Annotated in this window: 33 protein-coding genes; 1 reads left to right on the top strand and 32 read right to left on the bottom strand. The window is 59.1% G+C overall.

The features are described from left to right. Positions 1-27 precede the first annotated feature (27 nt). A complete protein-coding gene (locus RDA78_RS20040; protein WP_434051557.1) occupies positions 28-2,418 on the bottom strand; it encodes a patatin-like protein in 2,391 nt (796 codons plus the stop codon). 286 nt (positions 2,419-2,704) lie between these two features. Here RDA78_RS20040 and RDA78_RS20035 point away from each other — a divergent pair, with 286 nt between their 5' ends. Then, positions 2,705-3,076 (top strand): nuclear transport factor 2 family protein, encoded by a 372-nt coding sequence (locus tag RDA78_RS20035; protein WP_434051556.1) that lies wholly within the window; start codon positions 2,705-2,707, stop codon positions 3,074-3,076. Between the two features lie 43 nt (positions 3,077-3,119). Here the strand turns inward: RDA78_RS20035 and RDA78_RS20030 are convergent, their stop codons facing one another. From RDA78_RS20030 to tuf, 31 genes are all read right to left on the bottom strand, one after another. After that, positions 3,120-4,424: a replication-associated recombination protein A gene (locus tag RDA78_RS20030; protein ID WP_434051555.1), complete on the bottom strand. Its 1,305-nt coding sequence runs from the start codon at positions 4,422-4,424 to the stop codon at positions 3,120-3,122. Between the two features lie 7 nt (positions 4,425-4,431). Then, positions 4,432-5,892 (bottom strand): DegQ family serine endoprotease, encoded by a 1,461-nt coding sequence (locus RDA78_RS20025; RefSeq protein ID WP_434051554.1) that lies wholly within the window; start codon positions 5,890-5,892, stop codon positions 4,432-4,434. 130 nt (positions 5,893-6,022) lie between these two features. After that, the gene (locus RDA78_RS20020; RefSeq protein WP_434051553.1) at positions 6,023-8,074 is read right to left on the bottom strand and encodes a methyl-accepting chemotaxis protein; all 2,052 of its coding nucleotides are present in this window, start codon (positions 8,072-8,074) and stop codon (positions 6,023-6,025) included. Positions 8,075-8,380: 306 nt separating this feature from the next. After that, a complete protein-coding gene (rplQ, locus tag RDA78_RS20015; RefSeq protein WP_434051552.1) occupies positions 8,381-8,806 on the bottom strand; it encodes a 50S ribosomal protein L17 in 426 nt (141 codons plus the stop codon). Positions 8,807-8,883: 77 nt separating this feature from the next. Further along, positions 8,884-9,906, bottom strand: coding sequence for a DNA-directed RNA polymerase subunit alpha (locus RDA78_RS20010; RefSeq protein ID WP_434051551.1), 1,023 nt, complete (start codon positions 9,904-9,906; stop codon positions 8,884-8,886). Between the two features lie 89 nt (positions 9,907-9,995). Continuing rightward, the gene (gene rpsK, locus RDA78_RS20005) at positions 9,996-10,385 is read right to left on the bottom strand and encodes a 30S ribosomal protein S11 (protein ID WP_006936427.1); all 390 of its coding nucleotides are present in this window, start codon (positions 10,383-10,385) and stop codon (positions 9,996-9,998) included. A gap of 71 nt (positions 10,386-10,456) precedes the next feature. After that, a complete protein-coding gene (gene rpsM, locus RDA78_RS20000) occupies positions 10,457-10,825 on the bottom strand; it encodes a 30S ribosomal protein S13 (RefSeq protein WP_305988658.1) in 369 nt (122 codons plus the stop codon). 179 nt (positions 10,826-11,004) lie between these two features. Continuing rightward, positions 11,005-11,601 carry an adenylate kinase gene (locus tag RDA78_RS19995; RefSeq protein ID WP_434051550.1) on the bottom strand — a complete coding sequence of 199 codons (597 nt, stop codon included), beginning with the start codon at positions 11,599-11,601 and terminating at the stop codon, positions 11,005-11,007. Further along, on the bottom strand, positions 11,598-12,926 hold the full coding sequence (secY, locus tag RDA78_RS19990) for a preprotein translocase subunit SecY (protein WP_434051549.1): 1,329 nt from the start codon (positions 12,924-12,926) through the stop codon (positions 11,598-11,600). Before secY ends, RDA78_RS19995 begins: the two co-directional genes overlap by 4 nt. A gap of 49 nt (positions 12,927-12,975) precedes the next feature. Next, positions 12,976-13,443, bottom strand: coding sequence for a 50S ribosomal protein L15 (rplO, locus tag RDA78_RS19985; protein WP_434051548.1), 468 nt, complete (start codon positions 13,441-13,443; stop codon positions 12,976-12,978). Between the two features lie 22 nt (positions 13,444-13,465). After that, the gene (gene rpmD / locus RDA78_RS19980) at positions 13,466-13,660 is read right to left on the bottom strand and encodes a 50S ribosomal protein L30 (RefSeq protein ID WP_155139666.1); all 195 of its coding nucleotides are present in this window, start codon (positions 13,658-13,660) and stop codon (positions 13,466-13,468) included. Between the two features lie 41 nt (positions 13,661-13,701). Then, entirely contained in the window at positions 13,702-14,268 is a 567-nt protein-coding gene (gene rpsE / locus RDA78_RS19975; RefSeq protein ID WP_434051547.1) for a 30S ribosomal protein S5, read from the bottom strand. A gap of 41 nt (positions 14,269-14,309) precedes the next feature. Next, the gene (rplR, locus tag RDA78_RS19970; RefSeq protein ID WP_434051546.1) at positions 14,310-14,672 is read right to left on the bottom strand and encodes a 50S ribosomal protein L18; all 363 of its coding nucleotides are present in this window, start codon (positions 14,670-14,672) and stop codon (positions 14,310-14,312) included. A gap of 13 nt (positions 14,673-14,685) precedes the next feature. After that, positions 14,686-15,219: a 50S ribosomal protein L6 gene (gene rplF / locus RDA78_RS19965; protein ID WP_434051545.1), complete on the bottom strand. Its 534-nt coding sequence runs from the start codon at positions 15,217-15,219 to the stop codon at positions 14,686-14,688. A gap of 41 nt (positions 15,220-15,260) precedes the next feature. After that, positions 15,261-15,659, bottom strand: a complete 399-nt coding sequence (gene rpsH, locus RDA78_RS19960; protein ID WP_306143904.1) for a 30S ribosomal protein S8 — start codon at positions 15,657-15,659, stop codon at positions 15,261-15,263. A 12-nt stretch (positions 15,660-15,671) separates the two neighbouring features. Beyond that, on the bottom strand, positions 15,672-15,977 hold the full coding sequence (gene rpsN, locus RDA78_RS19955; protein ID WP_319382495.1) for a 30S ribosomal protein S14: 306 nt from the start codon (positions 15,975-15,977) through the stop codon (positions 15,672-15,674). 21 nt (positions 15,978-15,998) lie between these two features. Further along, positions 15,999-16,556, bottom strand: a complete 558-nt coding sequence (gene rplE / locus RDA78_RS19950; protein WP_434051544.1) for a 50S ribosomal protein L5 — start codon at positions 16,554-16,556, stop codon at positions 15,999-16,001. Continuing rightward, positions 16,549-16,866 carry a 50S ribosomal protein L24 gene (rplX, locus tag RDA78_RS19945; RefSeq protein ID WP_434051543.1) on the bottom strand — a complete coding sequence of 106 codons (318 nt, stop codon included), beginning with the start codon at positions 16,864-16,866 and terminating at the stop codon, positions 16,549-16,551. The genes rplE and rplX overlap by 8 nt, the downstream gene beginning before the upstream one ends. Continuing rightward, positions 16,866-17,234, bottom strand: coding sequence for a 50S ribosomal protein L14 (gene rplN / locus RDA78_RS19940; RefSeq protein ID WP_008191626.1), 369 nt, complete (start codon positions 17,232-17,234; stop codon positions 16,866-16,868). Before rplN ends, rplX begins: the two co-directional genes overlap by 1 nt. A gap of 71 nt (positions 17,235-17,305) precedes the next feature. Further along, a complete protein-coding gene (gene rpsQ, locus RDA78_RS19935; protein WP_434051542.1) occupies positions 17,306-17,533 on the bottom strand; it encodes a 30S ribosomal protein S17 in 228 nt (75 codons plus the stop codon). Positions 17,534-17,543: 10 nt separating this feature from the next. Further along, entirely contained in the window at positions 17,544-17,744 is a 201-nt protein-coding gene (gene rpmC / locus RDA78_RS19930) for a 50S ribosomal protein L29 (protein ID WP_319382499.1), read from the bottom strand. A 20-nt stretch (positions 17,745-17,764) separates the two neighbouring features. Then, positions 17,765-18,178, bottom strand: a complete 414-nt coding sequence (rplP, locus tag RDA78_RS19925) for a 50S ribosomal protein L16 (protein ID WP_299481556.1) — start codon at positions 18,176-18,178, stop codon at positions 17,765-17,767. Positions 18,179-18,225: 47 nt separating this feature from the next. Continuing rightward, entirely contained in the window at positions 18,226-18,954 is a 729-nt protein-coding gene (rpsC, locus tag RDA78_RS19920) for a 30S ribosomal protein S3 (RefSeq protein ID WP_306143907.1), read from the bottom strand. Then, entirely contained in the window at positions 18,954-19,334 is a 381-nt protein-coding gene (gene rplV / locus RDA78_RS19915) for a 50S ribosomal protein L22 (protein WP_319382501.1), read from the bottom strand. Before rplV ends, rpsC begins: the two co-directional genes overlap by 1 nt. A 2-nt stretch (positions 19,335-19,336) precedes the next feature. Continuing rightward, positions 19,337-19,615, bottom strand: coding sequence for a 30S ribosomal protein S19 (gene rpsS, locus RDA78_RS19910; RefSeq protein WP_148632529.1), 279 nt, complete (start codon positions 19,613-19,615; stop codon positions 19,337-19,339). Positions 19,616-19,627: 12 nt separating this feature from the next. Further along, positions 19,628-20,461 (bottom strand): 50S ribosomal protein L2, encoded by an 834-nt coding sequence (gene rplB / locus RDA78_RS19905; protein WP_434051541.1) that lies wholly within the window; start codon positions 20,459-20,461, stop codon positions 19,628-19,630. A gap of 18 nt (positions 20,462-20,479) precedes the next feature. Next, entirely contained in the window at positions 20,480-20,773 is a 294-nt protein-coding gene (locus RDA78_RS19900; protein WP_029061773.1) for a 50S ribosomal protein L23, read from the bottom strand. Beyond that, on the bottom strand, positions 20,770-21,390 hold the full coding sequence (rplD, locus tag RDA78_RS19895) for a 50S ribosomal protein L4 (protein ID WP_434051540.1): 621 nt from the start codon (positions 21,388-21,390) through the stop codon (positions 20,770-20,772). Before rplD ends, RDA78_RS19900 begins: the two co-directional genes overlap by 4 nt. Further along, a complete protein-coding gene (gene rplC, locus RDA78_RS19890; RefSeq protein WP_306143911.1) occupies positions 21,390-22,100 on the bottom strand; it encodes a 50S ribosomal protein L3 in 711 nt (236 codons plus the stop codon). Before rplC ends, rplD begins: the two co-directional genes overlap by 1 nt. Positions 22,101-22,122: 22 nt before the next feature. After that, positions 22,123-22,431: a 30S ribosomal protein S10 gene (gene rpsJ / locus RDA78_RS19885; protein ID WP_006936455.1), complete on the bottom strand. Its 309-nt coding sequence runs from the start codon at positions 22,429-22,431 to the stop codon at positions 22,123-22,125. A gap of 72 nt (positions 22,432-22,503) precedes the next feature. Then, a complete protein-coding gene (gene tuf, locus RDA78_RS19880) occupies positions 22,504-23,694 on the bottom strand; it encodes an elongation factor Tu (protein WP_434051532.1) in 1,191 nt (396 codons plus the stop codon). Between the last annotated feature and the right edge of the window lie 12 nt (positions 23,695-23,706).

Genomic DNA, 23,706 nt, shown 5'->3' with positions numbered 1-23,706 from the left:
GCGACATGGAGAAATGGACGACGTTCCTCAAACTTCTTCCGCCACATGCGCAAAATCGGGATAGATCGAGCGGATCAGATCGTCCACACGTTCGATCTCCTCAGGAATCGCTGTCAGCTTTTCCCGTTCTTCTTCCAGGATCGCCAAAAAAATCTGCGCCCTTGCCTGGTTGACCTGAGGTTGAGGCAATGTTGCCGCTCCTGCCGCGGACAGGACGATGCTGACCAGCCTGTCGGCTGCGTTGAGGCGGCCCCAGAGATAGTCGTGTTCGCGCCAGCTTCTGTTGAAGAATGCACCGAAGGAATTGAGCGCTTTGCCCTTTAATTCGAAGCCTTCCGTATATAGGCTCGCGGCATCCCTCGGGCTGATGCGATCCACGAGGATTTCGGTGACCTCCGAAAAGTCGTTCCGTTGCAGCACCGGGAACGTGATCAGATCGTAAAAGCCGAAGCCGACATAAGACCTCAGCAGCGACATATGCCGGTCCTTGTCGAGAAGATCGCGCGCGGTTTCAGCGAACAGTTCATCATGAAGCCGGTCGAGATCGACAAGGCCCATCATCTTCGAAAGGTTGGAGAGAAGCGGCTCGACATGCGTTTCCAGATCACACTGACCGGACGCACTTGCCGCAAGAAACGCCTCGGACACCTCTTTGCTTCTTCCGCCGAAAAACGTTTCCGTCCAACGCCAGCCAAGGTGATCGATCTGCTCGTAAAGGAGCCCTTTCAGATGATCCAGTGCACCGGCATCCGGCGCTGGCAACGATGAAGCGGACCCGGGCTGGTAAAACCCGTTGAGTTTGCGGATGGCAAAACGAAGACGGCGGATGCGGTAGTCCACATCAAGGCCTCTGAGCAACGCGACGACGTGGGGATCGGTGCGCCCGAGACCGTCCTTGCTTTCGCTCGCAAGCCGGTTGAAGTGATTTGAGAAGACGGATAGTGCCGCCTCTTCCCGCACCCGGAGATCCACCTCGCCGGCCAGCCTGTTTGTGAGCCCTGCGAGCCGTTCGGCAAGCGCGTGCAGCTTGAGAGACTGGTAGTTCAGAAAAGCGAAACCGGCCTGCTCGAATGCCGTGTTGGTGGCGTCGCGCCGGCACTTGGACAGGACATCGGCGGTGATCGCGCGCCACGTCGGCAACAGCTTCGACACCGCCTGTTCGACAACCGGTCCGGTCGTGTCGATCAACTGGGCGAGCCAGCGGCTCCGTCTGTTGTTCTGCTCCAGTTCCTTTAGGTCATCGCCAATCGGCTCGTTCCTGGGAATATGGGCAAGAGAAGCAAGTATGACCCGGAAAAAGCCCGGTAGCTCCATCGGCTTGTCGCCACCTTCGCTCATGTCGACCGGAGCCGGATCCACGTAGATCAGCCGTCTTGCCACTTCCCGTGCCGCAGGCCGTTCCTCGATCACGTCAATGACGGGGGCGAACGGCTTGTTCATGACGACGCTCCCGTCGACAAAGCAATGTTGCGCGGTCCTGTCGGGTGTCAGGCAGAGCTCCCGGCTCAGGAACGTGTCTCTTTCCGGCCAGTCAAAGTCGTGCCTTGCCAGCGCGCGATCCATTTCCGCGACCGTTGCCGGCGGGAAAGCGCCGGGGAACGAAGAGGTGGCCCGGGCCGTGAAAACCAGTTCGGGAATGTTGTCCGCGTCGAACTGGCTGTCGACATGTCCCCTGGTGCGGTGAACCGCGTGAAACTTCAGGATACGCCTGTGATCCCACTCTTCGACAAAAGCGGGATCGTCGAGCAGGATCCGCCTCTTGATGCCGTTGTAATCGGTGATCGTGACAAACAGATCGAGAGTCTGTCCGCGTGGAATGAGGGTCCGCTCCCCGTTTTCTCCCCGTTCCATCTTGCGGCAGGCATCGAGCATCCAGCCGATGAAACGCTCACCCGAAAAGGGAGGCGAAAACCACCTCGCCTGCATGAACTGCCGCAGCTTGTCCCGCGTTTCCTCATTCTTGATCTGCTTGTCGAGCCGTGCGGATATGAGCTGGTCGAGGACGGGCGAGATGGAGAGCTTCAGATAACGCGACAAGCCCGATTGTGGCCGCGACAACCGTGTCACGTCGGCATTTTCGAGCCACATTTCGCTGTGGCTCTCCAGTGGCAGGTCATGCGCAATCGCGCGTGCAAGCATGATGCCGTTGACACCGCCCGCCGACGCGCCAGCGATCGCATCGACGACAACGCGGATATCGGCGACGCCTGAAAGCAGGTCGAGCAGGTTCTGGTAGGCACACTGGACCGGTTGCAGTTCGAGCGCACCGGTCGGTTCGGTAGAGCCACCGTTCCGGTCCAGCCGGTAGCTTGATGCGCGCACGAGATTCAGGATCTCTCGGCTCACCCCGTGCATGTAGATGGCCAGCGAAACACCGCCATAAAGCACGAGCGCAAGTCTGAGTTCGATTTCCTTCATGAAGCTACCAAGTGGATTGTTAGAGACCGTCTATCAGAAAAAAATTTCCATATTCCTTAGATGGCGATGAAACGATCTCAACAAAGCAAATCAACACTATGCGGCCATCATACCTGATCACGCTTGCGCGTGGAAAATGTGTAAAAGAGTTTTCTGCTCCAGCGCTTTCACTACCGAGATCCCGGAAAACCGGGCCGACGCACAACGCGACCGGGAGCAAACATCGCGATCCAGGATCGCATCACCAAGCAACACGTGACCGGCAGATTGGTCTAGGATACTGACCATGGATATTCAGCAAGTGCTCTCTTCATACGCCGCAGCTTGGAACGAAGCCGATCCGGTTGAGCGCCACAGGTTGCTCGAGCTCTGCTGGAGCGACGATGGGCAATACATGGATCCGGCAGGAACAGCTTATGGACGCGAGCAACTGTCAGGGTACATCGGTCAATTTCATCAACGGATGCCGGGTGCCCGCATTGAACTCATCAGCGGCGCAAGCGAACACAATTCCCGCATCTATTTCAAATGGCAGCTGATATCAGGCGACGGCATCGTGAAGATCGACGGTGTCGATTTCGGCTCAATCTCCACGGACGGTCGTCTTCAGGAAATCGTGGGTTTCTTTGGAGCACCGCCGGAACGGACAGGGTCTTGATCCGCTCTACGAACTCTGCATCCTGACGTTCACGCTCGCGTTCTCAGCTGCGCTCCCGCCGCAGTTTGCTCCAGTATTCAAGCCGCTTGCGCAGGTCTCTTTCAAAGCCGCGCTCCGGCGGATCGTAGTAGGTCTGGCGGCCGAGCTGTTCGGGAAAATAGTCCTGCCCTGAAAATCCGTCAGGCGCGTCGTGATCATACCGATACCCTGCCCCGTATCCCTCTTCCTTCATGAGCTTGGTCGGTGCGTTCAGGATGTGTTTCGGCGGAAGCAGGGAACCGCTGGACTTCGCATCGCGCATCGCCGCCTTGTAGGCGACATAGGCGCCGTTGGATTTGGGAGCGGTGGCGACGTAAATCACGGCCTGTGCAAGCGCCAACTCCCCTTCCGGTGAACCCAGCATCTGGTACGCGTCCCGCGCTGCATTGGTTTGGACAAGCGCATTCGGATCGGCCAGACCGATGTCTTCCACCGCCATGCGGATCAGCCGGCGCGCCAGGTACATCGGGTCTTCGCCGCCGTCCAGCATGCGGCAGAACCAGTAGAGCGCAGCGTCCGGGTCAGAGCCTCTGACCGACTTGTGCAATGCGGAGATGAGGTTGTAGTGACCGTCGGCGCTCTTGTCGTAGATCGGCGCGCGGCGTTGCACGATTTCCTGAAGACGCTCCGCATCGAAGACCTCGTCTTCCGCCGCGGCCCGCCACACATCTTCGGCAAGCGTCAATGCGGACCGCCCGTCACCGTCAGCCATGCGGATCAGCACCTGCCGCGCCTCGTCGTCGAGCGGAAGATTCTTGTCTTCCGTGTCCTCGGCACGCTTCAGCAGCGCCTCCAATGCTTCCAGCGAGAGCGAGTGGAACGTCATCACGTGTGAACGCGAGAGCAGCGCGGCATTGAGTTCAAAGGACGGATTTTCCGTGGTCGCACCAACGAGCGTGATCGTCCCGTCCTCCATGACCGGCAGAAAACTGTCCTGCTGGGCACGGTTGAAGCGATGGATCTCGTCGACGAAGAGCAGCGTCGAACGCCCGCCCATTCGCCTGGCCCGCGCCGCCTCGAAGACTTTCTTCAGGTCGGCAACGCCAGAGAAGATCGCCGAGATCTGTTCGAACGCAAGATCGGTCTCGTTGGCGAGCAGACGCGCAATGGTCGTCTTCCCGGTTCCCGGCGGACCCCAGAAGATCAGGGACCCGAGGGTCCGCGTTTTGAGCATCCGCGAAAGCGTGCCTTCCGCTCCCAGGAGATGGTCCTGTCCCACGACGTCGGCAAGACGCGAAGGCCGCAGGCGGTCCGCCAGCGGACGCGGACCGGATTGCGCAAGTCCGGAGGCTTCGAAGAGATCGCTCACGGGCGTCCTATCTCACTTCCAGCTTCGAAACCTTGCCGTTGCGCTCAATCTCGAGAACCCAGACACGCGGGGGCGTTTTGGTGATCACCTCCAGCATCCGTGTTGATGCAACCTTACGCTCATTGACCGCACGAATAATGTCCCCGGGGCGCATGCCCACCTGGTTGGCCGCTCCGCGGCGGTCGACCGAAGCAATTACGACACCTTCGAAAACGCCGCCATCCAGACCCAGCTCTTCGGCAACCGCCGGAGACAGGTTCATGACGGTGACACCCTCGAACGGTGAATACTCGCGCAGCTCACGCGTGTCGCGCGGAACGGTTTCCGGTGCCGGCACCAGCGGCACCGAAAGCGAGACTTCCTGCCCATCCCTGACAATCAGGAATTCGGACGTTTCACCTATCATTTTCGTGGCAAAGCGGTATCCGAAGGAATTCGGGTCAATGACTTCCTTGCCCTCGATCTCGACGACCAGATCGCTTACCTCGAGCCCCGCCTTATGGGCGGGAGAATCGTCAAAGACGGCCGTGACGAGAACGCCCTGCGGGCGGTCGAGAGAAAGCGCTTCGGCGATTTCCGCATTGACCATCTGCACCGTTGCGCCGAGCCACGGCCGGCGCACCTTGCCGCCCTGATCCGCCGCCTGGGCCACAAAGCGGGCCATGTGTGCTGGAATGGCAAAACCGATGCCGTTCGATCCGCCCGAGCGCGAGAAGATCGCCGTGTTGATGCCGACGAGGTTTCCGGACATGTCAACCAGCGCACCGCCGGAATTGCCGGGGTTGATGGCCGCGTCCGTCTGGATAAAGAACTGGAAGTCTGTCACTCCGACCTGCGTTCTCGCGAGTGCGGAGACAATCCCTTGCGTAACGGTCTGCCCGACGCCGAACGGGTTGCCGATCGCCAGGACGATGTCGCCGACCTCAAGACTGTCCGAGCTTGCAAAACTGACATGCTCGAAAGGTCCCTCTTCGCGGATCTTGAGCACGGCCAGATCCGTTCGCTCATCCATCAACACGATGTCAGCGTCAAACTCCCGGCGGTCGTTGAGCGCCACGCGAACAGCGTCCGCGCCCTTGATGACGTGATGGTTGGTGATCACGGTGCCATCGGCTGTGATGATCACGCCGGAACCGAGCGATGATTCCACGCGCTCGCGCGGGCGGCCGTTACCGGCACCGGGCTGTCCGAAAAACCGGCGGAAAAACGGGTCTTCGAAAAACGGTGAAACCCTCTGCCGCTGGACCACTTTCCGGCTGGCGTAGACATTCACGACAGCCGGCGCGACCTGCTTTGCAACGGGGGCGAAGGACAGCTTGATCTGGGCCTCGCTCTGCGGGACCAGCCTCAGGTCGGCAGGCGACGGGTCGACCGTCTGCGCGAAACTCGCCGTCGCCAGGATGCCGGTCAGGGCCGCAAGCAGAATACGGCACAAAGGTCGAAATCTGTTTGAATTGGTCAGACGCATTGACGGGCCCCTCTCTCGAATCTTCTTAGCTATCCGCGATACATGGCAGATAGGGTGCAAAAGAGGCAATTACAAAAACAATGAGCCGCCAAATCGTTGGCGGCTCATCAAATTGTCGTTCAGATGTGGATCAGGCGGATCGCACCTGATCGAGGAAGCAGCGTACTTCCGAATCCAGCTGCTCCGCTTCAGCCGCCATCTGGGCCGCTTCCTCGGAAAAGTTCTGGGCGGCCATATTGGTGTCATTTGACAGCGCAGAGACATTTCGGATGTCCTCCGTGACCTTGGAGGTGCCACCGGCGGCGCGCTGGGTGTTCTCCGCAATACCCTGTGTGGCGTAACTCTGTTCCGTCACTGCCGCGGCAACTTCGCTCACGGACTTGGTGATATCGTCGATCGTCTTCTGAATATCGCCGATCGCACCGACGGCATCATCGGTCGCACCGCGGATCGCATCGATCTGCTGCTGGATCTCACCCGTTGCCTTGCCGGTCTGCGAAGCCAGATCCTTGACCTCGGAAGCAACGACCGCAAAGCCCTTGCCCGCTTCACCTGCCCGCGCCGCCTCGATGGTGGCGTTAAGGGCCAGGAGGTTCGTCTGGTCGGCGATGTCGCTAATCAGGGTAACGACTTCCCCGATCCGGTTGGCGGCCTCAGCGAGAGACTTCACGGTCTCATTGGTGGTTTCGGCGCGCCTCGTCGCATCGGCAGCCACGTTCGATGACCGTTCAATCAGGGTGGAAATCTCCTGGATCGAGCTCGACAACTGGTCGGAGGCCGCCGCGATCGATTCGACCTCGGTAAGCGTTTCTTCCGACATTGTCGCGGCGTTGCCCGATGTTTCACCCGCCGTGTCGGTCATGTTGCGCATGTTGTTTGCCGACTCGCGCAGCGAAGCGGCCGAATGCGCAACCTTGTCGACGACACTGCCGACCGTCGCCTCGAAGTCACCGGCAAGGCTCGCCAGCATCTCCTGGCGCTGTTCCGCCTGGATTCGCGCTGCATCTGCCTCTTCCGCGGCTCGTTGTTCGTTTTCTTCTGCCGCATTCTGCCGGATCTGAAGAACGGCACGGCCGATGTCACCGATTTCATCCTTGCGCCGTGCGGCCTTGATCTCGGTTCCCAGATCGCCCGCAGCAATCGCGTTCAGGGCACCAACCAGGGTCGACAGCGGCCGCGTGATCGATTGCGAAAAGACCAGGGCGATGACGGCCGCGATCGCGATCGTGCCGAGAGACCAGAAGATCATCTGGTCGCGCATGTTGGTCACGGCGGCTAGCGTTTCGTTGACGCTCTTCTCAGCGGCAACGACCCAGGTCTGCCCGGCGAAACTCAGAGGCCGCGCCACGACCAGATCATCGACACCATCGGCCCCGGTGACAATGGCAGCGGCAGCGGCACCGCTGACGGCTGTCATCACCGGTTTTGCCGCCGTCTTTGCCACAAGCGCAGTCGGCGCATCGGCAAGTGGCTGGTCGCTCAGAAGAAGCCCGTCCTGGTCGGTGACGTATACCTGCCCCGTTTCTCCGAGGTCTTCGCGATTTGCAACAATATTGTTCAGGAACGCGGAATCGAGCCTGACGACGGCGACACCGTTGAGACTGACGGTTCCGAAGGAGTTCATAAAGACGGGCGCAGCCAGAAACATCGAGCCGTCGCCACCGGCGGCCCCATAACCGGCGAACGAACTCACAGCTACCTCACCTTCGCCAAGCGTCAGGGCAGCTTCGAATGCCATCTGAAGACCGGAACCGTCCGCTGCGCTCTCAGCGCCGAGCTGCGACAGGAACTCATCGCCTTTGGTCACGGAGTAAAGCACCAGACCTGCGGGATCGATCAGATAGATATCGGCGTAACCGCCGTTCTTCCAGACGCTGTAGAAAGCCGGATGCGCCTCGGAGTGGCGCCAGGCATACATCGTCTTCTGGTCGGCACCTGAAATCTCTGCGCGCTCTTCAGGTGTCTGCGGCGCATGGAAAAGCCCGAGAATTTCGTCTTTTTCCTTGTTGAGGTTCAAGGTTGCGTTGGCAAGATTGCTCATCGGATCTGCAACACCGGATGCCAGATTCACCACTTCTGCCTTGGCCGCACCCAGCTTGCTCTCCAGGAGAGCAGACCGCGCGCTGATAACCATACCCAACTCGGCCTCGGCGGCCTTCTGCAGCCCGTCGCGGCCCGTCATGTATCCGATCACTCCAACCGCGGTACACGCGGCGAAGGTCAGAACAATCATCAATGTCGGTATAACAAAAGAAAGTCGAAAAGAGCTGGACGCCCCCTTCGAGCCAGAGTTTTTCTTGCCAAACACAGTATTTCCCCAATCCCACTTCGTCCCACACGGGCGTGAGGAAAACCTAGGTTCAGTTCCTTAAATCATTGATAATTCAAAAAAAGATCTCACTATCTGAGACCACGTGATTTACTTCATCGTGTTTCAATAAAAAAGGCGGGCAAATGCCCGCCTCTTGAAAAGTACTCAAGATGCAACTTACGCTGCGTCTTCAGCCGCTTCCTCTGCTTCAACGCGTGCACGGTCGTCGGCGCCGCGTGCATCCAGGTCACGATCGACGAGCTCGATCACGGCCATCGGTGCATTGTCACCATAGCGAAAACCGGCTTTCAGAACGCGGGAATACCCGCCGTTCCGGTCCTTGTAGCGCTCACCAAGCGTTTCGAACAGCTTGGCAACCATGGCCGTATCGCGAATCTGCGAGATAGCCTGCCGGCGTGCGTGAAGATCACCGCGCTTGCCCAGTGTGATGAGCTTGTCGATGATCGGCTTCATTTCCTTAGCCTTCGGCAGCGTGGTCACGATCTGCTCATGCTTGATCAGCGACGCTGCCATGTTCGCGAACATCGCCTTGCGGTGGCTGGATGTCCGGTTGAGCTTGCGGCCGGATTTACCGTGGCGCATGGCCCTCTCCTTTATCTTTCAGGCAGTCTGCTTGTTACTGGTCTGCCCGGTTGAACCTTCAGGGACGCGTACGTCCCTCAATACTGATGGTCTTCGTAGCGCTTGGCGAGATCGTCGATGTTCTCCGGCGGCCAGTTGGCAACTTCCATACCGAGATGGAGCCCCATCTGGGCGAGAACTTCCTTGATTTCGTTGAGCGACTTGCGGCCGAAATTCGGTGTCCGCAGCATTTCCGCTTCGGTCTTCTGAATGAGATCGCCAATATACACGATATTGTCGTTCTTCAGGCAGTTTGCAGACCGCACAGACAGTTCCAGTTCGTCGACTTTCTTCAGAAGCGCCGGGTTGAAGGCAAGCTCGGGAACGGTGTCCTCTGCGACTTCGCGCTGCGGCTCTTCGAAGTTGACGAAGATGGAGAGCTGATCCTGCAGAATGCGAGCGGCGAAGGCCACAGCATCATCCGGCTTGACGGAACCGTCGCTTTCGACGGTCAGGGTCAGCTTGTCATAGTCAAGCACCTGGCCTTCACGGGTGTTTTCCACCTTGTAGGAGACCTTCTTGACCGGAGAGTAGAGACTGTCGACCGGAATAAGTCCGATCGGAGCATCTTCCGGACGGTTGCGATCGGAAGAATGGTAGCCCTTACCCGTGTTCACGGTGAACTCCATGCGGATCTCGGCGCCTTCATCCAGCGTGCACAGCACGAGATCCGGATTGAGCACCTCCACATCACCGACGGTCTGGATGTCACCGGCCGTCACGACACCGGGGCCCTGCTTGCGCACAACCATGCGCTTGGGACCTTCGCCTTCCATGCGGATGGCGATTTCCTTGATGTTGAGCACAATGTCGGTAACGTCTTCGCGCACGCCCGGGATGGACGAGAATTCATGAAGAACTCCGTCGATCTGAACGGCGGTCACAGCCGCACCCTGAAGCGAGCTCAGAAGAATACGGCGCAGCGCGTTGCCCAGTGTCAGGCCGTAGCCACGCTCGAGCGGTTCGGCAACAACGGTTGCCGTGAAGCGCGGGTCGTGTCCCGGCTTGATCTCGAGTTTGGTCGGCTTGATCAGTTCTTGCCAATTTTTTTGAATGGTCACGTTTTCGTCCCTTCGGCTATCCCGCCCGGTTCTTCAGGACCGGGCCATTCTTTGCCATTTGGAGAAACAGGTACCTAAAGCCTGGAGCCTTAGACGCGGCGACGCTTGCGCGGACGGCAGCCATTGTGCGGAATCGGCGTCACGTCACGGATCGACGTGATCAGGAAACCGGCGGCCTGCAGTGCACGCAGTGCAGACTCTCGGCCCGAACCCGGTCCGCGGACCTCGACTTCCAGCGTGCGCATGCCATGCTCGGCAGCTTTCTTGGCAGCGTCTTCGGCAGCAACCTGGGCGGCATACGGGGTCGACTTACGCGATCCCTTGAAGCCCAGAGCACCGGCGGACGACCAGGAAATCGCATTGCCCTGTGCGTCGGTAATCGTGATCATGGTGTTGTTGAACGTGGAGTTCACATGCGCAACGCCAGAAGAGATGTTCTTGCGCTCGCGGCGACGCACGCGCGTCGTGTCTTTAGCCATTCTTGTGTCCTTGTTTTGATCTCGTCACTGCCGTAATGCCGGCAGCTCCACCACCAATCGCTTTGTGATGATTATTTCTTCTTGCCGGCGATCGGTTTTGCCGGACCCTTGCGGGTACGTGCATTCGTATGTGTCCGCTGACCACGAACCGGAAGTCCGCGGCGGTGACGCAGACCGCGGTAGCAGCCAAGGTCCATAAGACGCTTGATGTTCATGGCGGTGTCGCGGCGAAGGTCGCCTTCAACCATGTAGTCGCGGTCGATTGTTTCGCGAATCGAGAGGACTTCGGAATCCGAAAGCTCGTTCACGCGGCGGGACGCATCGATGTTGTTCTTTTCGATGATTTCCTGCGCGAATTTCGCACCAATGCCATGAATATACTGAAGCGCGATAACGACGCGCTTGTTCGTAGGAATGTTAACGCCAGCAATACGTGCCACGTTTGTCTCCATGTGTTAGCGGCAACCAAGTCGGTTCTCCGCAGTGGGTAATGCCCGCGTCCGGTGGAGCCCGGCCCTTGCGGGGTACGAAATGCCGGGATGCTCCCGGCACAGAGAAGGCCGGTCCCACTTACGTGAAACCGGCTAAACTGTCTGGTAGAGCGCGTCGTTTACCGCTCTTAAACCTTCTCGTCAAGACCTTGAAGGACGGATTCTATGGAAGCCGAAACTTCGTCGATGGATTGCATTCCATCGACCACCGAAAGCAGCCCTGATTTCTCGTAGTAAGGCACCACCACCGCTGTATCCCGGTTGTAGGCTTCCAGGCGCTGTTTGAAGACTTCGGGGTCATCGTCCTTGCGCACGGGCTCGCCTGCCGCCTTCGCATCTTCGGCACGCTTGATGATCCGGTCGACAAGCTGCGTCTGGTCGACGCGCAGCTCAAGAACCGAATCCAGTTTCGAACCGTTCTCCTCGAGCATCTGGTCAAGCGCTTCCGCTTGGGCAAGTGTCCGCGGGAAACCGTCGAGAATGAAACCGTTCTTTGCGTCGTCCTCGGCGGTGCGGTCCCGAATGATGCCGACCACGATTTCGTCGGACACCAGGCCGCCCGCATCCATGACGGCCTTGGCCTTCAATCCGACGGGAGTCTGTGCTGCGACTGCAGCGCGAAGCATGTCTCCGGTGGACAGCTGAGGGATACCGTACTTTTCAACCAGGCGGGTCGCCTGTGTCCCCTTGCCCGCCCCCGGCGGTCCTACCAGAATTAGCCTCATCGACGTTTCCCCCTCAGTTTTGCTTTTTTCACCAGGCCCTCATACTGATGCGCGAGCAGGTGGCCCTGGATCTGTGACACAGTATCCATTGTCACACTCACGACAATCAGCAACGAGGTTCCCCCGAAATAGAACGGAACGCCAGTCGCCGAAATGAGGAATTCGGGTAATAGACAAACGATGGTGATGTAAATCGCACCTACCACGGTGATGCGAGTGAGGACGTAGTCGATGTATTGCGCGGTCCGTTCACCGGGACGGATACCCGGGATGAAACCGCCGTGTTTCTTGAGGTTGTCGGCCGTATCGCTCGGATTGAACACGATCGCCGTATAGAAGAAACAGAAGAAAATGATCATGGCGGCATAGAACACCATGAACAGGGGCTGCCCGTGACCAAGCGCCGCAGTGATGTAGGTCAGCCATTCGTTTCCACCGCCCTGGTTGAACCCGGCGAATGTCGCCGGAACAAGCAGAAGCGAGGACGCGAAGATCGGCGGAATGACACCTGCGGTGTTCAGCTTGAGCGGCAGGAACGAGGTATTCCCCTCGAACATGCGGTTGCCCATCTGGCGCTTCGGATACTGGATCAGAAGACGCCTTTGTGCGCGCTCCATGAAGACGATAAAGCCGATCACTACGATGGCAAGGAGAATCACGCCGAGGATGAGCCACGTCGCAAGCGATCCCTGGCGGCCGAGTTCCAGCGTCTGAACGACGGCGGATGGCAGCCCGGCGACAATGCCGGCAAAGATGATCAGGGAGATACCGTTGCCGATGCCGCGCGAGGTGATCTGCTCACCGAGCCACATCAGGAACATGGTTCCGCCGACCAGCGTGATCACCGTGGAGGCACGGAAGAACCAGCCCGGATCCGTCACCACGTTCTGGGCCTCGAGACCGACGGAAATACCGTAGGCCTGGAAAGCGGCCAGAACGACCGTGCCGTAGCGCGTGTACTGGTTGATGACCTTGCGGCCCTGTTCGCCTTCCTTCTTCAGCTGCTCGAGGGTCGGAACGACCGTCGTCATGAGCTGCATGATAATGGAGGCGGAAATATAGGGCATGATGCCAAGTGCGAAGATCGCCATGCGCTCGATCGCACCGCCGGTGAACATGTTCACCATGCCGATGATGCCGGTCTGAGCCTGGCTGAAGATCTGCGCGAAGGCGACCGGGTCGATGCCGGGCATCGGAATATAAGTGCCCAGTCGATAAACCAAAAGCGCCCCCAGCGTGAACCAGATGCGCTTTTTGAGCTCTTCAGCCTTGGCGAAAGCTGAGAAATTAAGATTTGAAGCCAGTTGCTCGGCGGCCGATGCCATGCCCTACTCCGGTCTTATGCTTACCCACAAACGGGAAAAGCCCAGGCTGTTAAGCCTGAGCTCCCAGAACGGCAACCTTGCCGCCCGCTTTTTCGATTGCTGCGACAGCGCCCTTGGAGGCACCGGCAACTTTAAAGGTCACGGCGGCAGTCAGCTCGCCGTTGGCCACGATGCGGACACCGTCGCGGACCCTTTTGACAACGCCGGCAGCTTTGAGCGTTTCGACCGTAACGGTCTCAGACGCGCTGAGCTTGCCTGCATCAATAGCCTTCTGAACACGGCCGACGGACACGGTGTTGTAGTCCTTGGCGAAAATGTTCGTAAATCCACGCTTCGGAAGACGGCGGTGAAGCGGCATCTGACCGCCTTCAAAACCCTTGATCGCAACGCCGGAACGGGACTTCTGACCCTTGACACCACGACCACCGGTCTTGCCCTTGCCGGAACCGATGCCGCGTCCAACGCGGGTGCGCTCTTTTACGGCACCTTCGTTGTCACGAAGTTCGTTGAGCTTCATTGTTCTTCTCCTCACCCCGTCCTTATGCGTCTTCGACGACGCGAACGAGATGCTGGACCTTGTTGATCATTCCGCGCACTTCAGGAGTGTCCTTCAGCGTGGAACGGCGATGCATCTTGTTCAGGCCAAGACCGATGAGCGTCGCGCGCTGGTCCTTCGGACGGCGCAGCGGGCTACCGATCTGTTCGACCGTAACAGTCTTTTCGGTGTTCGCCATGGAACCTACCCTCTTTCAGCTGGGGTCCGGAGCTGTCGAGGTCAAGCCTCGGCAGCAGCCGGAGTAGCCTCTTCGTTGTTGTCACGGCGACGGGACTGCAGCACGGAGACCTTCAGGCCACGGCGCGCAGCGACCGAACGCGGGCTGTCTTCCTTCGTCAGGGCGGCAAACGTTGCGCGAACCATGTTGTAAGGGTTCGAAGTCCCGAGAGACTTGGCAACAACGTCCTGAACACCGAGCGTTTCGAAAACGGCACGCATCGGACCACCTGCGATGATACCGGTACCGGCCGGAGCCGCACGCAGCAGCACTTTGCCGGCGCCGTGACGGCCTTCCACATCGTGGTGGAGGGTCCGGCCTTCACGCAGAGGCACGCGGATCATCGTGCGTTTCGCAGCTTCCGTAGCTTTGCGGATGGCTTCCGGCACTTCACGCGCCTTGCCATGACCGAAGCCGACACGGCCCTTCTGGTCACCAACCACGACAAGCGCGGCGAAGCCGAAGCGACGGCCACCCTTGACCACTTTCGCAACGCGGTTGATGTGTACGAGCTTGTCGACGAATTCGCTGTCTCGCTCGTCGCGATCGCGATTTTCCTGTCTCGCCATATTATTTGTCTTCCGTTCTTAAGAGCGCCAACGGGCGCTGGTCAGAATTCAAGTCCACCTTCGCGGGCCGCATCGGCGAGCGCCTTGACGCGCCCATGATACATGTACCCGCCCCGGTCGAACACGACCTGCTTGACGCCAGCGGCAACTGCGCGCTCCGCGACAAGCTTGCCGACGGCAGCGGCTGCTGCGACATCGGCGCCCGTTTTCAGGCTGCCCTTGAGATCTGTTTCGATCGTAGAAGCAGAGGCAATCGTGTGCCCCTTCGCATCGTCAATGATCTGGGCGTAGATCTGCTTCGACGAGCGGAAGATGGAAAGGCGCGGACGTCCGCCGCCGGCTTTCCTGATCGAACGACGCACGCGATCGCGGCGGCGCTCGAAAGCTTGTTTGCTGTTCGCCATGATCTAAGGTCCGTTACTTCTTCTTGCCTTCTTTGCGGACGATGAACTCGTCTGCATAACGTACGCCTTTGCCCTTGTAGGGCTCCGGCGGGCGGAATTCGCGGATCTCAGCTGCAACCTGACCGACACGCTGTTTGTCGGTACCGGTGATGCTGATTTCCGTCGGCTTCGGGCACTTGATGTCAATGCCTTCCGGGATTGCATAGACGACATCGTGCGAGAAACCGAGCGCCAGCTGAAGTTTCTGACCCTGGACCTGTGCACGGTAACCGACACCGGTGATCGCGAGGTCTTTCTTGAAACCGTCGGTAACACCGGTAATCAGGTTCGACACCATGGTGCGGCTCATGCCCCACATGGAGCGAGCCGGCTTGGTATTGTTGCGCGGATCGATTTTGATCCCGTCATCCGTCATTTCGGCCAGAACAAGATCATTGAGCACGAAAGACTTTTCGCCTTTCGGGCCCTTGATCGTAACCGTCTGACCGTCGATCGATGCCGTTACCCCGCTTGGCACGGGGACTGGCTTTTTGCCAATACGAGACATTTGACCAACCTTGTCGTTGTTTCAAAAGCGAAGGTGCCGCATCAGAAGACGCGGCAGAGAACCTCGCCACCTACATTTTCTTCCCGCGCCTGATGGTCGCTCATGACGCCGCGCGGAGTCGAAATGATCGACACGCCCAGGCCATTCGAGACATGCGGGATATTTTTCACCGACGAGTACACGCGACGTCCCGGCTTGGACACACGCTCAATCGTGCGGATAACCGGCTCGCCGTCGAAATACTTCAGTTCGATTTCCAACTCGGACTTACCGCCCTCGTAGTCAACCGTGGTGTAGCCACGGATGTATCCCTCTTTTGCCAGCACATCAAGTACGTGTGCACGCAATTTGGAATTAGGTGAGTTGACCTTGTTCTTGCGACGCATCTGAGCGTTGCGAATCCGGGTCAGCATATCCCCCAACGGATCAGAAATTGCCATCGGAGTTTCTCCTTACCAGCTCGACTTGACCAGGCCCGGGATTTTGCCCAGGGAGCCCAGTTCACGAAGCGCAATACGCGACATTTTCAGCTTGCGGTAAAACCCGCGCGGACGGCCGGACACTTCGCAACGGTTGCGAACGCGGTTCGGCGCGGAATTCCGCGGCAGTTTTGCCAGCTTCAGTCGTGCGTTGTAACGCTCTTCGAGGGAAAGGTTCTCGTCCTTCGCCATCGCTTTCAGAGCGGCGCGCTTTTCAGCGTATTTCTTGACAAGCTTCTCGCGGCGCTTGTTTTTCTCGATTGCGCTTTTCTTCGCCATCGTCGTTCCCTTCCTTGCCCGTTACTTCGTGAACGGGAAGTTGAACGCGCGCAGAAGCTCGCGCGCCTCGTCATCCGTCGGCGCCGTGGTGCAAACGATCACGTCCATGCCCCAGATCTGGTCGACCTTGTCGTACTCGATCTCCGGAAACACGATGTGCTCTTTGATACCCATGGCGTAATTGCCACGACCGTCGAAGCTCTTCGGGTTCAGGCCGCGGAAGTCACGAACGCGCGGCAGCGCAATCGTGATCAGACGGTCCATGAATTCGAACATCTGCTGGCGGCGCAGGGTGACCTTGACACCAAGCGGCATGCCCTCGCGGACCTTGAACGTCGCAATGGACTTCTTGGCCTTGGTGATGACCGGCTTCTGGCCGGCGATCGCCGCAAGGTCTTCAGCAGCGGTACGCGCTTTCTTGGAGTCGCCGACCGCTTCACCAACACCAATGTTGAGGACGATCTTTTCCAGCTGCGGAACCTGCATGACGTTCTTATACTGGAACTGCTCCAGAAGCTGCTTGCGCACAACTTCGTTGTAATGCGTCTTCAGACGCGGCTCATAAGCTGTATCAGCCATCGATCAGGTCTCCCGAACGTCTGGCCACACGAACCTTGGTGCCATCGTCCTGCACTTTGAAACCGACGCGGGTCGGCTTGCCGTCCTTCGGATCGGCCAGCGCGACGTTGGACAGGTGGATCGGCGCCTCTTTGGACACGATCCCGGCTTCCTGCGTCTGGGTCTGTTTCTGGTGGCGGCGGACCATGTTGATCCCGCGAACCAGGGCCTTGTTGTCAGTTGGCAAGATCTGGATGACTTCCCCGGACTTGCCCTTGTCGCGACCGGTCAGAACAACCACCGTGTCGCCTTTTTTGATTTTCGCAGCCATCAGAGCACCTCCGGCGCGAGCGAAATGATCTTCATGTGGTTCTTGGCGCGAAGTTCGCGCGGCACCGGGCCGAAAATACGGGTGCCGACCGGCTCTTTGTTGTTGTTGACCAGCACGGCCGCATTGCGGTCGAACCGGATCACGCTGCCATCGGGACGGCGGATATCCTTAGCCGTGCGCACGACGACAGCCTTCATCACGTCGCCCTTTTTGACGCGGCCCCGCGGAATAGCCTCTTTGACGGAAACAACGATGATGTCACCGACCTGGGCGTATTTGCGCTTGGAGCCGCCGAGCACTTTGATGCACATGACACGACGGGCACCGGAATTATCGGCGACGTCGAGGTTTGTTTGCATCTGAATCATGACTGGCTGCCTTGTTCTTCTAGCGGCGCACGGATCACCGGCGCCTGATGCTCACTCATGGAGCGCGGTCACTAAGCGACCACGGTCCAACGCTTGTTTTTCGAGATCGGCGCGCACTCTTCGATTTGAACAGAGTCGCCAACCTTGTACTGGTTGCTTTCGTCGTGCGCACGGTACTTCTTCGTCCGGCGCACGGTCTTTTTCAGCAGCGGGTGCGTGAAGCGGCGCTCCACGTTGACCGTCACCGTCTTGTCATTCGCGTCGCTGACAACGGTGCCCTGCAGGATACGCTTCGGCATTGCCGTCTCCTTACGCGTTAGCCGACACGCGCTTTTCGCGCATGATCGTCTGGATACGCGCGATGTCACGGCGGATCTGCCGCACACGCGCAGTGTTTTCAAGCTGACCCGTAGCCTTCTGGAAGCGCAGGTTGAACTGCTCTTTCTTCAGGCCCTCAAGCTCACCGCGGAGCTCGTCGAGGGTCTTTGCCCGTACATCGGTCGCCTTCATGGCTTAACTCCTCGCCTGCCTTAGTCGCCGATACGTTGAACGAAACGGCACTTGATCGGCAGCTTGGCGGCGGCAAGACGCATCGCTTCACGCGCGATATCTTCCGGAACACCATCGATTTCAAACATGATCCGGCCCGGCTTGACACGGCAAGCCCAGTAATCCGGAGAACCCTTACCCTTACCCATGCGGACTTCGGCGGGCTTCGAGGAAACCGGCACGTCCGGGAAGATTCGGATCCAAACACGACCCGCACGTTTCATGTGACGGGTCATAGCACGACGGGCCGCTTCGATCTGGCGTGCAGTTACACGCTCCGGCTCCAAGGCCTTCAGACCGAATGCGCCGAAGTTGAGGTCGGTGCCTCCCTTCGACAAGCCGTGGATGCGGCCCTTGTGCTGCTTGCGGAACTTTGTGCGCTTCGGTTGCAGCATCGTTCTTCTCTCGTCTTTCTTGTCTTACGAGCGGCAGGCAGCTTAACTTAAGCTGCGCGCTCGCGGCCCCGATCCCGGCGTCCGCCGCGATCACCCTGGTTACCTTCGGAAGCAGCGGTCGCGCGGCGTTCGGACGCCATCGGGTCGTGCTCCAGAATTTCACCCTTGAAGATCCAGACCTTCACACCGCACACGCCATAAGCCGTGTGGGCGCTTGCAACACCGTAGTCGATGTCGGCACGCAGCGTGTGAAGCGGCACACGGCCTTCGCGGTACCATTCGATACGCGCGATTTCCGCTCCGCCGAGACGGCCACCGCAGTTGATCCGGATGCCCTGGGCGCCGAGACGCATGGCGGACTGAACAGCCCGTTTCATGGCGCGGCGGAAAGCAACACGGCGTTCCAGCTGCTGTGCAATCGAGGCGGCAACGAGGGTCGCATCGATTTCCGGCTTGCGCACTTCAACGATGTTGAGATGCACTTCCGAATTGGTGATGTCGGCGATTTTCTTGCGCAGACGCTCGATGTCAGCACCCTTCTTGCCGATCACCACACCCGGACGGCCGGAGTGGATGGAAACGCGGCATTTCTTGTGCGGACGCTCGATCACGACCTTGGAAACGGCTGCCTGCTTGAGTTCCTTCAGGAGGTACTCGCGGATCCGGAAATCTTCGTGAAGAAGATCACCGTATTCGTTCTTGTTCGCATACCAGCGGGAGTCCCATGTGCGGTTGATCCCGAGGCGCATGCCGATCGGATTTACTTTATGTCCCATCAGGCGGTCTCCTCAACTTCGCGCACGACGATGGTCAGGTTCGAGAAGGGTTTCTCGATCCGGCCGACCCGGCCGCGGGCGCGGGCCTGGAACCGCTTGATGACAAAAGCCTTGCCAACATGGGCTTCGGCAACCACCAGGTTGTCGATGTCCAGGTCATGATTGTTTTCCGCATTCGCAACGGCGGACATCAAGGTCTTCTTGACATCCTGTGCAATGCGCTTGCGGGAGAACGTCAGGTCCGCGATCGCGGAGCCGACTTTTTTGCCACGGATCGAAGCCGCAACGAGGTTCAGCTTGCGCGGGGAAACGCGCAGCATGCGGGTCATTGCCCTTGCCTCGTTGTCAGCGAGCGTCCGCTCACGCTTCGGCTTGCCCATCGTTACTTCCTCTTCGCCTTCTTGTCGGCGCCATGTCCGTAATAGGTCCGCGTCGGCGAGAATTCACCGAACTTGTGACCGATCATTTCCTCAGACACCAGCACCGGAACGTGCTTTTGTCCGTTGTAGACGCCGAAGGTCAAACCGACGAACTGCGGGAGGATCGTTGAGCGGCGGCTCCAGGTCTTGATGACCTCGTTCCGGCCGGACTCACGGACCTTGTCCGCTTTCTTCAGCAGATACCCGTCGACAAACGGACCTTTCCAGATCGAACGTGCCACGATCCTTGTCCTTTACTTCTTACGCGCGTGGCGGCTGCGGACGATATACTTATCAGTCTGCTTGTTGCTCCGCGTACGCTTGCCTTTGGTCGGTTTACCCCAGGGAGTAACCGGATGACGACCGCCGGAGGTCCGTCCTTCACCACCACCGTGCGGGTGGTCGATCGGGTTCATGGCGACACCGCGCGTATGCGGGCGAATGCCAAGCCAGCGGGAACGGCCTGCCTTGCCGAGGTTGATGTTGCCGTGATCCGGGTTGGACACGGCGCCAATGGTTGCCATGCAGGTGCCGAGAACACGCCGCTGCTCGCCAGACATCAGGCGCAGCGTCGTGTAGCCCTGGTCACGGCCCACGATCTGAACGAAAGCACCGGCAGAACGAGCGATCTGGGCGCCTTTGCCCGGCTTCAGCTCGATGTTGTGCACGATCGTTCCAACAGGGATGCTGGCCAGCGGCGCGGCATTACCCGGTTTGACATCGACGTTGTTGCCGGCGACGACGGTGTCGCCAGCGGCCAGGCGCTGTGGCGCCAGGATGTAGCTCAACTCGCCATCTTCATAGCGGATCAGAGCAATGAACGCGGTCCGGTTCGGATCGTATTCAAGGCGTTCGACCGTTGCCGGCACATCCCACTTGCGCCGCTTGAAGTCAACAAGACGGTAGGACCGCTTGTGACCGCCACCGCGGTTCGGGGATGTGAGACGACCGGTGTTGTTGCGTCCGCCCTTCTTGGACAGGCCTTCGGTCAGCGTCTTGACCGGCTTGCCCTTGTGGAGGCCGGAGCGGTCAACCTGAACAAGCTGACGGCGGCCCGGGGACGTTGGATTGAATGTCTTAAGTGCCATTTTTCTTAAGTCCCCGTCTTAGAGCCCGGTGGTCACGTCGATGCCGTGACCTTCCTGCAGCGTTACGACGGCCTTCTTGAAGTCAGACTGGCGGCCAAGACGACCACGGAAGCGCTTCACCTTGCCCTTGCGGACCAGGGTGTTCACGGCCGTGACCTTGACGCCAAACAGTGCCTCGACGGCCGCCTTAATTTCAGGCTTGGTTGCGTCGTTGGCGACTTTGAAGACAACCTTGTTCTCTTCCGATGCCATCGTCGACTTCTCGGTGATGACCGGGCCAACGATCTTGTCGTAGTGAGGAAGTTTGCTCATTTGAAGCGCTCCTCAAGTGCGGACACCGCCGCCTTGGTCAACACCAGAGTGTTGGCACGCAGGATATCGTAGACATTGATGCCCTGGATCGGCAGCACATCCAAATGCGGGATGTTGCGCGACGCCAGTGCGAAGTTGTTGTCGACGTCAGCGCCGTCGATCACCAGGGCACTGGTCAGGCCGAGCTTCTGAAGCTGTCCCTTGAGCGCCTTGGTCTTTGCTTCGGCTGCCTTTGCATCTTCAACAACAACGATGCCGTCTGCTTTCGCCTTGGCGGACAGAGCATGCTTCAGGCCGAGGGTGCGAACCTTCTTGGGCAGGTCATGACCGTGGTCGCGAACGACCGGGCCGAATGCCTTGCCACCGCCGCGGAACTGCGGAGCCTTCTTGTTGCCGTGACGTGCGCCGCCCGAACCCTTCTGGCGGACGAATTTCTTCGTCGAACCGGAGATCTCGGAACGCTTCAGCGTCTTGTGGGTGCCCGCCTGGCGCTTGGCCAGCTGCCAGCGCACAACGCGGTGGATCAAATCGGTGCGCGGTTCGAGACCGAAGATCTCGTCAGACACCGTGATCGAACCGGCCGCCCCACCATCGAGGGTCTTGACCTGGAGTTCCATCACTCACTCTCCTTCCCGGCAGCCTCAGCCGCATCGGACGCCTTGAAAGCACCCGGTACCGGAACGTTTTCCGGCAGCGCCTTTTTGATCGCGTCGCGGACCAGTATCCAGCCGCCCTTGGCGCCCGGAACGGAACCCTCGACCATGATCAGGCCACGCTCAACATCAGTGCGCACAACCTTGAGGTTCTGCGTGGTCACGCGGGCATCACCCATGTGACCGGCCATTTTCTTGCCCTTGAACACGCGGCCCGGATCCTGACACTGACCCGTGGAACCGTGTGAGCGGTGCGAGATTGAGTTACCGTGGGATGCACGGCCACCACCGAAGTTGTGACGCTTCATCGCACCGGCAAAACCTTTACCGATCGACGTACCGGTCACGTCCACGAACTGGCCTTCGACATAGTGGTCGGCGGTCATTTCCGAGCCGACGTCGATCATGTTGTCCGCGGAAACGCGGAACTCGGCCACCGTCCGCTTCGGCTCGACCTTTGCAACAGCAAAGTGACCGCGCAGTGCCTTCGGCGTATTCTTCACTTTACGGGTACCCGCGCCAAGCTGCAGCGCAGTGTATCCATTCTTTTCGTCAGTCCGGTGGGCAACCACCTGGCAATTTTCCAGCCGCAAAACAGTGACCGGAACATGCTCGCCTGCATCATTGTAGATGCGGGTCATGCCCACTTTCTGAGCGATCACTCCAGAACGCATGATGTGTCCCCTTGACCCCGCCTTAGAGCTTGATCTCGACGTCGACACCAGCGGCCAGGTCGAGCTTCATGAGCGCGTCCACCGTCTGGGGCGTCGGATCAACGATGTCGAGAAGACGCTTGTGCGTACGCATCTCGAACTGATCGCGGCTTTTCTTATCGATGTGCGGTCCGCGAAGCACCGTGTACTTCTCGATCCGCGTCGGCAGCGGCACGGGACCCCGTACCTGAGCACCGGTCCGCTTGGCCGTATTGACGATCTCCTTCGTGGAGGCGTCGAGAATACGGTGGTCAAACGCCTTGAGGCGGATCCGGATATTCTGACCGTTCATTGTTGTTGTTCCCAATAAGACTGCGGGCCTGCCCGCGTTACCTTTAGTTTCGCCGACAGGCCCGGCTGTCGATTATTCGATGATGGATGCGACGACGCCGGCGCCGACGGTGCGGCCACCTTCGCGGATCGCGAAGCGCAGGCCTTCTTCCATGGCGATCGGCACGATCAGCTCAACGTCAACCGACACGTTGTCGCCAGGCATCACCATTTCCGTGCCTTCCGGCAGGGAGACAACACCCGTCACGTCCGTCGTACGGAAGTAGAACTGAGGACGGTAGTTGGTGAAGAACGGCGTATGACGGCCACCTTCTTCCTTCGTCAGGATGTAGGCTTCCGCCTTGAACTTCGTGTGCGGGGTAACAGAACCCGGCTTGCAAAGAACCTGGCCGCGCTCAACTTCCTCACGGCCAACGCCGCGGATCAGAGCACCGATGTTGTCGCCTGCTTCGCCGCTGTCCAGCAGCTTGCGGAACATTTCAACACCCGTAACCGTCGTCTTCGTGGTGTCCTTGATGCCGACGATCTCGACTTCTTCACCCACCTTGACAATACCGCGCTCAACACGACCCGTCACAACCGTACCACGGCCGGAGATCGAGAAAACGTCTTCGATCGGCATCAGGAACGGCTGATCCTTCGGACGCTCGGGCGTCGGGATGTATTCGTCAACCTGACCCATCAGCTCACGGATCGCGTCACGGCCGATTTCAGCGTCGCGGTTCTCAACAGCTGCAAGAGCCGAACCCTTCACGATCGGAATGTCATCGCCCGGGAACTCGTACGAAGACAGAAGCTCACGGATCTCCATTTCGACGAGCTCAAGAAGCTCTTCGTCGTCGACCTGGTCAACCTTGTTCATGAAGACAACCAGCGCCGGAACGCCAACCTGACGCGCAAGCAGGATGTGCTCGCGGGTCTGAGGCATCGGGCCGTCAGCCGAAGACACGACCAGGATCGCGCCGTCCATCTGAGCCGCACCCGTGATCATGTTCTTCACGTAGTCGGCGTGGCCAGGGCAGTCAACGTGAGCGTAGTGACGGTTCTCCGTCTCGTACTCAACGTGCGCCGTGGAGATGGTGATGCCGCGTGCCTTTTCTTCAGGCGCACCGTCAATCTCGTCGTAGGCTTTTGCTTCTGCGCCGCCGGCCTCGGCAAGCGTCATCGTAATTGCAGCGGTCAGCGTCGTCTTGCCATGGTCAACGTGGCCAATCGTGCCAATGTTAACGTGCGGCTTGTTGCGCTCAAATTTTTCCTTCGCCATCGGATTACTCCG

It is taken from the genome of Roseibium sp. (assembly GCF_051016195.1).
Taxonomy (GTDB): Bacteria; Pseudomonadota; Alphaproteobacteria; order Rhizobiales; family Stappiaceae; genus Roseibium.
This window is presented reverse-complemented; position numbering and strand designations above follow the sequence as displayed.